9 protein-coding genes are annotated in these 12,060 nt (G+C 58.8%); 4 read left to right on the forward strand and 5 right to left on the reverse strand.

The genetic code is table 11. The features are described from left to right. Positions 1-54 precede the first annotated feature (54 nt). The 4 genes from ACWNRM_RS11545 to ACWNRM_RS11560 form a co-directional block, all read right to left on the reverse strand. Complete coding sequence (locus ACWNRM_RS11545) at positions 55-1,956, reverse strand: sensor histidine kinase (protein WP_485170913.1); 1,902 nt, start codon at positions 1,954-1,956, stop codon at positions 55-57. Positions 1,957-2,132: 176 nt separating this feature from the next. Then, positions 2,133-4,235, reverse strand: a complete 2,103-nt coding sequence (locus ACWNRM_RS11550; RefSeq protein ID WP_485170914.1) for a M13 family metallopeptidase — start codon at positions 4,233-4,235, stop codon at positions 2,133-2,135. 82 nt (positions 4,236-4,317) lie between these two features. Beyond that, positions 4,318-4,953 carry a Dabb family protein gene (locus tag ACWNRM_RS11555; RefSeq protein ID WP_485170915.1) on the reverse strand — a complete coding sequence of 212 codons (636 nt, stop codon included), beginning with the start codon at positions 4,951-4,953 and terminating at the stop codon, positions 4,318-4,320. Positions 4,954-5,052: 99 nt separating this feature from the next. Next, positions 5,053-5,877: an acyl-ACP desaturase gene (locus ACWNRM_RS11560; protein ID WP_485170916.1), complete on the reverse strand. Its 825-nt coding sequence runs from the start codon at positions 5,875-5,877 to the stop codon at positions 5,053-5,055. Positions 5,878-6,004: 127 nt separating this feature from the next. On the opposite strand from ACWNRM_RS11560, the gene bioB reads away from it, so the two are divergent. Beyond that, the gene (gene bioB / locus ACWNRM_RS11565) at positions 6,005-7,042 is read left to right on the forward strand and encodes a biotin synthase BioB (protein ID WP_485170917.1); all 1,038 of its coding nucleotides are present in this window, start codon (positions 6,005-6,007) and stop codon (positions 7,040-7,042) included. Between the two features lie 417 nt (positions 7,043-7,459). Here the strand turns inward: bioB and ACWNRM_RS11570 are convergent, their stop codons facing one another. Then, positions 7,460-9,691: a TonB-dependent receptor gene (locus ACWNRM_RS11570; RefSeq protein WP_485170956.1), complete on the reverse strand. Its 2,232-nt coding sequence runs from the start codon at positions 9,689-9,691 to the stop codon at positions 7,460-7,462. Positions 9,692-9,858: 167 nt separating this feature from the next. Between ACWNRM_RS11570 and ACWNRM_RS11575 the strand changes: the two genes are divergently transcribed. The 3 genes from ACWNRM_RS11575 to ACWNRM_RS11585 are packed head-to-tail and all read left to right on the forward strand — an operon-like array spanning position 9,859 to position 12,022. Continuing rightward, positions 9,859-10,164 carry a hypothetical protein gene (locus tag ACWNRM_RS11575; protein WP_485170918.1) on the forward strand — a complete coding sequence of 102 codons (306 nt, stop codon included), beginning with the start codon at positions 9,859-9,861 and terminating at the stop codon, positions 10,162-10,164. Continuing rightward, positions 10,164-11,720, forward strand: a complete 1,557-nt coding sequence (locus tag ACWNRM_RS11580; protein WP_485170919.1) for a PepSY-associated TM helix domain-containing protein — start codon at positions 10,164-10,166, stop codon at positions 11,718-11,720. Before ACWNRM_RS11575 ends, ACWNRM_RS11580 begins: the two co-directional genes overlap by 1 nt. Further along, the gene (locus ACWNRM_RS11585; protein WP_485170920.1) at positions 11,717-12,022 is read left to right on the forward strand and encodes a hypothetical protein; all 306 of its coding nucleotides are present in this window, start codon (positions 11,717-11,719) and stop codon (positions 12,020-12,022) included. Before ACWNRM_RS11580 ends, ACWNRM_RS11585 begins: the two co-directional genes overlap by 4 nt. The last annotated feature ends 38 nt before the right edge of the window (positions 12,023-12,060 follow it).

The following is a 12,060-nucleotide window of genomic DNA, read 5'->3' on the forward strand; positions in this document are numbered from 1 at the left end:
GACGCTCAAGATCAGCCTCTCCAGACAACGGGGAACCGGCTTCTTGTCTGGATGTCAGTTTTCCTGCGCCTGATGCAGGGGAACCATGAATTCTGCTTCACATCCTCCAGGCAGGTAATGCAGGACCGTTTTACCCTGGTGCCCAAAACCTGCCTGAAGAAGGCGCGACCCGAACCCTGTGGTTGAAGGCGGCGTGACGGTCGGACCGCCTTTCTCCTGCCAGTGCAGTGTGAGGGTTTCGCGTTCGTCGTCGCGATTTACGTTCCACACCAGACTGACTTCGCCGCCTTCGACACTCAGCGCTCCGTATTTGGCCGCGTTGGTCCCCAGTTCGTGCAGCATCAGGCCAAGGGTTGTGGCCGTATTGGGCCCTAGCGATACGCCCTGCCCCGCCATATGAAAGCGCTCGATCGGCGCAATACGCGACAACACCTCCTGCGCCAGCGAGGCAAGGTCGCCTCGCCGCCATGACTGACGCATGAGCAGATCATGCGCCGAGCCAAGAGCCACCAATCTTTTCTCAAAAGCCTTGACGGCCGTACGGTTTTCCACCCCTCGCAGACTCTGATTGGCAAGCGCCTGTACAAGAGCCAGCGTATTCTTGAGCCGGTGAGCAAGTTCCTGGTGCAAGGTCAATTGATGTGCCCTCGCCTCAAGCGAGACCGCAGCGGCCTGGGCGCGATCAGTGACAGCGCGCATGAAAGCAATTTCCTGATCTGACCAGTCACGCGGAACACAGCTCTGGACGAAAAGGCAATGGGTTACCCGGCCCTGCGCCATGACAGGCATCAGCAATTGCGCCCTTATCTGATCCTGCGTGCCACGTTGCGGCATGATACAGGGTATCCAGACATTTTCACCCGCATCCCGTACGGCTAGCAGCAAGCCCTGATCAAGCACCCCAAGCGCGGCAGAAAACGCATCGCAGTGATAGCGCCCGCGCGCACTTGGCACGGAGGCCGCGCGCCAGTCCTGCGGCACGTCAAAAAATTTTTCGTCTCCCGCATCGACCACGGCGCAACCCGCGCGATCAACTCCCAAAGCATCACCAAGCGCACTTGCCGCGGCAAGATAGGCTTCCTCCGGCGTATCGACCTTGCGCAGAGCGTCACCCAACATCACCATCGCAGCAAGGCGGTTCGTCGCAATTCTGTCCCGCGTGATATCCTCGATTGTCCCGATCAGACGCCACGGCCGGCCTTGCTCATCCATCTCGATTTCGGCGCGACGCCTGATCCAGCGTTGAGACTGGTCAGTCAGATTCGTGATCGCATAATCTGTCTCGGGCAGAATGATTGCGCTGCTGCTGCCGTCCGCAAAATGCATCAGATCTGTATCAGGAACAGGCATGCATTCCACAAGGTTCTCCAGCCGGTAGTGCCGGGCTACAGGCAGGCCCGACAGACGCACCAGTTCTGTGGAGAGGGTAATCACATTGCTGCCGAAGCGTATCTCGAATGTGCCGAGACCGGGCATGTCCTCAATCGACGGCAGTCTGCCCGCAACCAGGCCAGCAACGCCCTCGTCGTGAGCAGATCGCAAGATCCCTCCGCCCTCATGCCGGGATTCTGATGGCAAAGGACGCGCCAGGACCCGCAAAATCTGCCGCACAAGCGCTGCGAGCCCCTCCTGGAAAGCTGCAGCTTCCAAGTCGAACAAGTGCCGACCGAGGAGATACAGCCCTCCCACCCCCTGTGCATTGGGGAGCGGGAGAGCACAGGCAATCCTGTACAGGTAATTCCAGGGGGCCTGCGCTATTTCGGTTGCAGGTGACAACACCTCCTGCATGACAGCCTGACGCGGCGGGTTGCTGGCACCGGGGGAGATCGGCAGGGCACCGTAGGTTGCACCAACAATAATCCCCTTCTCGCCGGGCAAAGCGATGTAAGCCGCCGGTGCGCGCGCGAGCGCTGCCGCTGCCACCAACAAGTCATGCAGATCATTCTGACGCCTCATGAGACGTCAGACTTCGGGATCGCACGCGGGCTGGTCGTCTCTTCTGCCGGAGACTGTTCCCTTGCCACGCCCATGACACACATTCTGTTCGCTTCACCTTTCAGAGCAAGCCGCCCCACCGCCCCCCTGAAAGGGACAGCAATACAGCCCACCATTTGACGGCAATACGCCGATAATCACCATATTTTAACGCGATCACCGGGTGCAAGATAGAGCTTGTCGCCCTTCTTGACACCAAATGCATCATACCAGGCGTCAATATTGTGCATAGGCAGGTTAACACGGGCTTCCGGAGCGGAGTGCGGATCCGTCACGGCGCGATTGCGAATGGAATCCGGCCGCAGCTTCTGACGCCATACCTGCGCCCAGCCAAGGAACACGCGCTGATCACCGGTCAGGCCATGCACTAGCAGGGCGGGCTTGCCATGCAATGAGGCATGATAGGCATCAAGTGCCAGTGTGAGACCACCCAGATCGGCAATGTTCTCACCCATGGTCAGCTTGCCGTTCAGATGCACGCCCGGAAGGACTTCAAACGCGTCATACTGCTTGCCAAAACGATCAGCCAGCGCCTGGAAGCGCTTGACGTCATCAGGCGTCCACCACTGATGCAGACGGCCATGCTCGTCATACTGACGTCCCTCATCGTCGAAGGAGTGGGTCATTTCGTGACCGATGACCCCGCCAATGGCGCCATAGTTGACCGCAGTATCACCCTTTGGATCAAAGAAGGGCGGCTGCAGGATGGCTGCCGGGAAAACGATCTCGACCTGGTTCGGATCGTTATAGGCATTCACCGTCTGCGGCGTCATGAACCACTCGTTGCGATCCACTTTCTTGTCGAGATGGCCCAGATTGTATTGCCACCCAAAGGCAACCGCACGCGCTCCGTTTCCATAGAGATCACCAGGCTTGATCGTCAGACCGTCATAGTTGCGCCATGCATTCGGGTAGCCAACCTGGATCTCGAAGTTCTGCAATTTACGCCCTGCCGCTTCGCGCGTGGCGGGGGCCATCCAGGCGTTGTGCGCCAGACGGTTCGCAAAGGCGTCCTTCACATCATGGGTCAGCTCGGTGATGCGCGCCTTGGCAGCCGGCGGAAAATACCTGTCGACATAGATCTTGCCGATCGCCCAGCCCATGGCGTCTTCCGTATGTTCCACGGCCTGTTTCCAGCGTACCGGAAGCTGCGGCGACCCTTCAAGCTCGTGATCATAGAAGTCAAACGAGGACTGAACAAAGTCATGGCTCAGATAAGGCGAGGCATTGACGGCCAGATGGAAGGCAAGCCACGCCCGCAATGTGCCATAATCAGCCCCAGAGAGGGTTTTGGCCATACCGGCCAGCGCAGTCGGCTCACCGACAATGATGCGGCGTGCGCCAAGCTTGTCCGCCGGAATGCCGGCACCCGTCAGGAAAGCTGTCCAGTCAACGCCCGGCGCTTTCTTTGCCAGCTCATCGACGGTCATCGGGTTATATACCTTGACCGGGTCACGCATCTCGGTACGCGACCATTCCGACTGAGCGAGTGTGGTTTCGAGCGCAACGATCTTCGCAGCCGCCTGTTCGGCATCCGGCCATGAAATCATGCCAAGCGTTTTGGCAACATAGGCCTGATAGGCCTTCTTCTTCGCGGCAAAATCCGGCTTCAGGTAGTAATCCCGGTCCGGCAGACCAAGATGCCCCTGATGCAACGACAGCGCATACTGCTCGGGATTATTGTCATCAGCGTTGATCATCAGACCAAACGGTGTGTACTGGAAGTTGAAGGCTGCCTGACCAAACAGTCGGGCCAGGCTCGGCTGGTCCTTCACCGCCTGGATGGCGGCAAGATCAGCCTTGAGTGGCTCCGCACCCAGCTTGTCGGCCTTGGCTGTGTCAAGGAAGGTCGCATAGAATGCCCCGAGCTTTTCCTCAGTTGTCTTCGGGTCGGAGGATGGGTGCTTGCCAGCATCCGTCAGGATTGACTGCACACGCTCATGAGCCGTCTCCGTCAGAATGACAAACGGGCCGAAGGACGAACGATCAGCCGGTATCACGACATTCTTCAGATAGGTGCCGTTGGCGTACTGGAAGAAATTGTCACCGGGGCGAACTGCCTTGTCCATGCCGGACATGTTGAAACCCCAGCTCGGATCATAGGGCTTGACTGCCGCTGCATCCATCTTGCCAGGAGCCGCATCAGCGGCATGAGCCGCCGGGAGGACCTGATGAGTCAGGGCGATGACACTGACAGCGCCGAGCCAGAGCGAGGTGGTACGTTTGAATTTTCCGGTCACTAGCCATCACTTTCATCAGGTTCAACACCATCCCGCCCATTCTGGCGCGGGACACATCACGCAACGTTATGACAGATTTTGTTTAACGGCGAGTCCGCGTGTTTACCTTGCGCGAAGTTGGCTCCAGACTTGCCGAGGCCAGCACGTTGAAGTCGAAAACCACTACTTTTTCGAGTGACGGACCAGCGAATTCCTTGAAGGCCTCATGGGCTGGGTCGAACCACGCCGGGTCCATTACGACCGGCTTGCCAACATAGTAATTGCGGTCCCCTTCAGAAGCGAAGGTGACAATAAAGGCCTGCTGCAAACCGGCATCAACGCCCTCACCACTGTTCTGTACCCCCATCTCTATCGACCGAACAGGGTGCGAGCCATCGGGACGCCGTGAATCCTGCACAAGCCTCAGGAAGCGCGAGGTAATCTCGGCGCGCATCGCATTGGTCGTACCCGCCTTGTAACGGAACATGACAACATGGCGCAGCAGTCCCGGCCGCCAGCTCGGCGCGGTAAACTGGGGAAGCCCCACCTGAGCTGCGAGCTGTCGTGCGGCTATCGTGCCGTCATCAGCCACCGGCGGCAGGCTTACTGGCCCAGACGAGGCAATGGGCAGGGAGTAGGGGTCAGCCAAGGCAGGCGCCACGCAGGCAAGGGCCGCCAGAGGAACGAGCGCGGCGGTTATAACGCCCTTCCGGCTGAAACGTTTAAGACTGTACAACAAGGGGAAGTCCTCCAGCTTGATCTGTTCTGCTCATGGGATAGTAGACCATGGAAACAGGGCCAGAGGGCTTAATTCTCGGTAGGGGAATAAACGCTTTCGTTACGAGGCTGCGATGGCCTTCCGGAAACGCTTCGCCTTGAACTGGATCAGCTGATACATCGCCTTGGCAATCAGCACCTGCACCTTAGAGTGCGGTGTGAATCCAATGGTTTTGAAAATCATGCTTGTGACACGATTGATGTGCTTGGGCTGATAATAGCCCATTGCCCGCGCCATATAGGCGGCAATGCACTTCTTGTGATCATAAGGCGTGTTGGCAGGCATGTTGGTGGTGTAATAGGCGGTCGCAAGTTCATCATCCTCGCTTTCCGTCACACGCCCCAGCGCGATCTTTGTCCGCTGCCACACGCTGAGCTTCTCGCGCTTCAGATAACGGTGCATGTGGTCATAGAACAACTTGAAATGACGGTACTCGTCAGCTGCAATCTGCTTGCAGATGGCTTTGAGTACCGGCTCATCCGTCGCATCCGCCATCGCGGTATAAAATGACGAGGTTCCCGTCTCGACCATGCAGCGCGCGATGAGCTCGCCCGTGCGCGACCCGCGGATCGAGGCGTCGACATCCTGCTCGATATGATAGGTCGCCCGGTAACGCTCGAACGCCGTCATATAGTCCCAGCTCGGATCGGCCAGCATGGCCCATTTGCCCAGCGCATCCCCATGCTGGACTTCCTCGACCGCCCAGTTATCGGCGGCCTGCCGGAAATCGGGGTCACCGACAAAGACATTACCGAGGTACACGGCGTAATCGAGCCCATTCCGCTCGACCACCGCCGCCGCCTTGATGACCGGAATCAGATCCGGGTCCACACGGGATGCATCAAAGGCATCCCAGTCCATCTGATCGATGCGCCAATGTTTCATGACGCCTAGATGACATGTCCCGGCCATTTTGGGTAGAGTTCTCGCGCAGGCGCGTGACAAGCGCCCCCATGCTGTGGCATCGCTGCCTGAGATTTTCCTTTTCAAATGTTTTGGAGCCATGCCCCGCATGTCCCTCGATACCCTGACACGCGACCCGGTCCTCCCTCGTGAAATACGCGCCCAGGGGCACGATATTCACGCCGGCTGGAAACCCGAGATCAGGCATGACTGGACCCGCGATGAAGTTGCGGCACTGATCGACCTGCCCTTTCCCGAGCTGATCTTTCGCGCCCAGATGGCCCATCGCGCCTATTTCGATCCCACCCGTGTGCAGATCTCGACGCTCCTCTCCATCAAGACGGGCGGCTGCCCCGAGGATTGCGCCTATTGCCCCCAGAGCGCCCTGCACGAGAAAAGCGTGAAGGCCGAGCGCCTCATGGCCGTCGAAAAAGTGCTGACCGAAGCCCGGGCCGCCAAGGCCGCCGGTGCCGGACGCTTCTGCATGGGGGCAGCCTGGCGCTCCCCCAAGGAGCGTGACCTCGACACCGTGTGCGCCATGATCGAAGGCGTCAAATCACTCGGCCTCGAAACCTGCGTGACACTCGGCATGCTCGATGGCGAGCAGTCGCGCCGCCTGAAAGAAGCCGGGCTCGACTATTACAACCACAACCTCGACACCTCGCCTGAATATTACGACAAGATCATCACCACACGCACCTATCAGGACCGTCTCGACACGCTCTCGAATGTGCGCGATGCCGGTATCAATGTCTGCTGCGGCGGCATCGTCGGCATGGGTGAGGATGAGAGCGACCGTGCGGGCCTGATCGCGACCCTCGCCTCCCTGCCCCAGCACCCTGAAAGCGTACCGATCAATCTGCTCGTACGCGTCGAAGGCACACCGCTCGCCGAAGCCGAAGCCGTCGACCCCATCACCTTCGCCCGCGTCGTGGCCGCTGCACGCATCACCATGCCTGCCAGCCATGTACGCCTTGCCGCAGGCCGCGAACTGATGAGCGACGAGGCGCATGCCCTGGTCTTCCTCGCCGGCGCCAACTCGATCTTCTGCGGCGACAAGCTGCTGACCACCCCTAACCCCGCCGAGCATCGCGACCGCAAGCTTCTGGCGAGCCTCGGCATGAAGCCGATGACCGAAGGGCACTGAACCGGTCTGGTTCGGTACGACTTATAGGGGCCGGTTCCTGCAAGGGGACCGGCCTTTTCTGTAGGCGACGGCGCCGGGGCTCTGCCCCGAACCCCGGAAAGGGGCGTGGGCCCCTTTCATCCCTGATGTTTATCCGGGACTTCAGCGAGAGCTGGCCTGTCATAAACGATATGAGCGCGATGGCCTGCGGCGCTGCTCAGTGAGTGGCAGATCAGGGGCTTGTGTCTGCTGAATATTTCAAATCGCCGAGCAGGTACCGTCTGGGTGGGTCGCGCATCTCCGCCGAGAGCGCGCGCCCAATCTGACTGACAACAAGGCTCCATGAAAAAAGCCAGCCCGAGGGCTGGCTCTGGAACAATCGTCATTCGACCATACCGGATGGCCGGGGGGCGAGCCTCAGCTTGCCCCGTGACCTGCTCAGAAATCAGCAGTGATAGAGAACTTGAACGTGCGCGGCAGGCCCTGAAGCAGATAACCACCGAATGCGCTTTCCCAATAACGCGTATTGGCAAGGTTATCGACACCCAGACGGGTCGTGATGGCCTTGTGCTCCACAACAAAGCTGTAGCGTGCACCCACATCGAAACGCGTCCAGTTTGGCACGCGCAGCTTGTTGAGATTGTCGGCATATTGATGCCCGGTCTGGATCACACGCCCCGTAAGCGTCGCGCCACGAATGAACGGCAGATCATATTCAAGATTACCGTTGATCGTGTAACCCGGCACGCCGATGGAGCGATTGCCGTCATAAAGCCCGCCCGATGTGCGACGTTGGCTGGCGTCGATGATTGACGTGCCGCCATTGAAGCGCAGCCCCTTCACGATCTCACCATTGACGGTGAATTCAATACCCCGGTTACGCTGCAATCCGTTGACCGAGAAGATACTGTTGCTGGTGCCAGCAATGGCAGACGTATAGGCGTTGGGCTGATCGATCTGGAAAATCGACACAGCGGTCGAGAACCGGCCAATATCGTATTTTGCCCCGAGTTCGTATTGAACCGTCTGATAGGGCGGAAAAATCTGTCCCAGATTGACAACCTGTCCACTGGCCTGCGGACCAGGCGCCAGCCCCTCGATGCGATTGAAATAGATCGACGTCTGACGTGTGGGGTGCACCACAAGACCGACAACCGGCGTAAACGCGCCCTGATCATAGGAAGTCGGCGTACCAACACCATAGTTGTAGGCAACCGTCTTGATCGACTGATAGCGGAAGCCCGCTGTCAGCGCGACGCGGTCATGGAATGCCGAAACGGTATCCGAGAAGAACAAGCTCCACAAACGGGTCCGGTTATTCGTCTGGGGATTGTCAATATTGCCACCAATCCAGGTTTCAGGCTGCGCCGAAGAGTGCAGTATCGGGTGGTAGATATTATTTGCCTGATTGGTCAGAGCGAAGGCATAGGCAGTTGCCGTATCTTCCCACAGGCCAGACCCACCAGCATTGATTTCATGCTTGATGCCGCCCGTGTTGAAATGCGAGCGCAGCCCGGCCTGTGTGCTTTCATTGGTCTGCACATAAGGCACATACATGGCCCCGTTATAACCTGCCCCGGTCTGGCTGTTGGTCACGTAGGTGCTGCCGTAATTGCCCTTTTCGTTGCCCCCCAGACCGCCAAACTGCGCGTAAGCCGTCAGATATTTGCTGAAATCATGCTCCACCTTCAGCTTGCCGTAGATGTAGTTCAGCTCCGTGTAGGTCCAGGGCTGACCATAATTCGTTCCTGCACCCGGCACTTTCGGCACTGAGGTCACACCGCTCAGGAACACGCCACCGCGCCCGCCATTCACGCCCTGGTTTTCATAAGCCATGTCCACGGTCACACGTGTACGCTCTGCCCGGTCATGCCAGTCGAAACCGCCACCGACCGCAACCTGATGGCGCTTTTCCCGATCGATGGCTGCGACACCGCTACGACCTGCAACGTTGATCCGCACCCCGAACTGCTTGTCCTGACCAAAGCGCCGGCTCACATCGACAGCGCCTCCCCCCATCGAGGAGCTGGTGTAGTCACCCGTAACGCGCGTCAGGGGCGTATCACCGGCATGCTTGAACTCGAGATTGATATTGCCGCCCTGTGCCGTGCCACCCGGTGCGGCCCCGTTGAGGAATGCCGAGGCGCCGTTGAGCACCTGCACCTGTTCGTAAAGCTGCGGTGAGACGAGCTGGCGCGGCGTGATACCGTAAAGCCCGTCAATCGCCACGTCATCGCCATAGACAGGGAAGCCGCGGATCACGAATTGTTCGGAAAAATTGCCGTAACCGAGCGTTGTACGCACGGTCGGGTCATTCATCAGCACCTCGCCCAGCGTCTGGGACTGCTGGTTGAGGATCAGCGCCGAGGTGTAGCTGCGCACGTTGAAGGGCACGTCCAGTCCCTTCTTGTTGCCCAACGCACCCAAATTACCGCCTGACTTCACTTCCATACGGTTCTGACGCTGCGCCTTGACCTCGATCTGCTCGTCGCTGGTCAGGGCTTGGCGACGCGCCTTGTTAACCCCTCTCGTGTTCTTCTGACTGTCTTTCACCGCTCCCGATTGCGATTGTGCCTGCGTGGGTGTCTGATCCTGCGCAAAGGCGTGGCACGGCAGGGTTGCGGACAGCATGAGCAGGGCAGAAAGTGCCAGACGTCGTGGACGCGGCATTCCGGGGTTCAGATCGGACAAGGTGAGCAGGCTCAAGAGGCTAATCTCATTGACAAGGGGTAAATGACGCGGCCAAATAGACGCGAATAAGAAACGCTCGCAACTAAACTTTGTCCTGACCTGCGATTATCGCGTCGCGAAGCAAGGCGCTGTTGCACAGGAAGCACATGCGAAAGAATCTCAGTTACCAACAAGGACAAAGGCTTATCCGCTTGTGGCTGGGCCGCCTCCTGGCAGGCCTGGTCGCAAGCTATGCTGCTGCCCTCGGTATCATGGCCATGTTCCGGCATTTCGGCGGCGACACGCTCATGATCATTGGTTTCCTTGTCGTATTCGCGCTCATGCCCACCATCGTCCTCCTGGCCTTCAGCCTGCCCGGACGCGGCAGCCCGCCTTTACAAAGGCGTCATCCCCCCGGCGCTGCGATACTCGCCCCTGCAGCCCTGCTGATCTCGCTGGGCGGCATAGCCTGATGCGCGATACGCTTCGCAACAGGTTGGGCTGGCTGCACGAGTGGGTTGGCTTTGTCGGTGGACTTCTGCTGGTCGTGATCTTCACAGGTGGCTCGCTCGCCCTGTTCGATACCGAACTGACACGCTGGATGCAGCCAGAGTTGACGCACTATGCGCCACAGCCGATGACCGACGAGGCGCTGAATCAGGTTGGCTCCATCGCGGCCGAGTTACGTGACGAGGGAGAGAACGCCTTCATCACCCTGCCGACGCCACGCGACCCGATCATCCGTATCCTGCATTACAATGGTCACGCTTTCATCGGGACAGCTTATCGCCCTCACGATGCCTTTCCTGTTGCCACGCGTCAGACCGGTGGTGGGCAACTGTTTTTCGATCTGCATCACTCGCTTTATTACGGCCCCTTCTGGGGTAACATGCTGACCGAGGTTGCCGCGATTGGCCTTCTGGTCGCTGTCGGATCAGGGATCGTCATCCATTTCAGATCGATCCTGAGCGACCTGCTTCTGTTCCGGCCCTTTGCCTCGAAAAGCCGCGCCTTCATGGACGCCCATATCGTTACCGGGCTTCTGTTTCTCCCCTTCATGGTCATGATGGCCTATACCGGGGCGGTCATTCATGCGCCCCGTCTTTTCCCGATGTTCAGTACGGGACATCATGGTCGCCCTGGAGGCAGCACGGTCATCCACGGGCGTACGGGAGCAAAATCCCCGGGAGCTCACAGCGACAGTCGCATCAAAAGCCGCGCAACACCCTCTGCCACCACCGTCAGTATGCCCGCCTCCGATGAAACCACGCAGGCCGTTCCAGCCCGTGCCCCGATTGCCCCCATGTTTCACAAGGCCGAGGACGTGTTTGGCCATGGCACGATCGGGCTTGTCCTCTTCGATCATGGCAAGGTGTCGATGACAAAAGCGGATTCAGCGTCCTTTACCCTGACCCGCGATCATCTTGAGTTTTCGGAGCGGGATGGCGCGCTGCTCAAGACCATCAAGACCGAGGATACGATACATCGGCTTGGCGGCATGCTGCGTGGACTGCACTTCATCCGCTGGGCACCCCTGCCCTTGCGATGGCTCTATTTCATCAGCGGCCTGGCTGGCAGCGCCATGATGTCAGGGGGGCTGGTGATTTTTCTGATGAAGCATCGCCCCAGAAAAGCAGAGACCTTCGGCTTTCGTCTGGCTGAGACCCTGACAATCGCCGTAACAGCGGGGCTTCCACTGGCCTGTATCGCCTATTTCTGGGCCAATCGCCTGGTCTGGTCGGATCTGCCCAACCGAAGCCTGCTCGAAATCCGGATCTTCTTTGCGATCTGGGTGATTGCCCTGATTCATGCGGCAATACGCTGCTTCAGCGGCAGGGCACGATCAGGATGGAATGAGCAGTTTTTCCTGTTTTCGGTCTTTTCTGCGGCTCTCCTTCCGCTCGATCTCTTCTCTCGCAACATGAACAATCTCTTCACGGGCTTCGACGTCTATAAAAGCGTTGATCTGACCATTCTGGGGCTGGGCATCATCGCCTTCCTCATCCACCGTCGACTGATCTCCCCATGATGCTCGTTTGTAGTCTTTTCCTGTGGATATTGGCTTTCCTTGCGCATGGGCTTCTGCAACCCAAGATGTGCCGTGTCCTGGTGCTGCCTCACATCCCTGGGCTGGTGCTTCACCCGCTCCGCGCACTCTTGCCGCTGCTCGCGCTCTATCTGTGCTGCAGACAGGATGCGCTTGCCGGAATCATGGCGTGGCTCGGCACAGGTTCTGTTGCCGGTCTATGCGCCTGCCTGATCCTGACGGCCATCTCGCTGCATCATATGAGGGACAAGGGCCACGCCAACCCACAGGCAACCTCACGCTAGACGCATGTGCACTCATCGCTTTGAGGCCACAAATCAGA

The sequence above is a fragment of the Asaia sp. A2 genome, assembly GCF_057319415.1.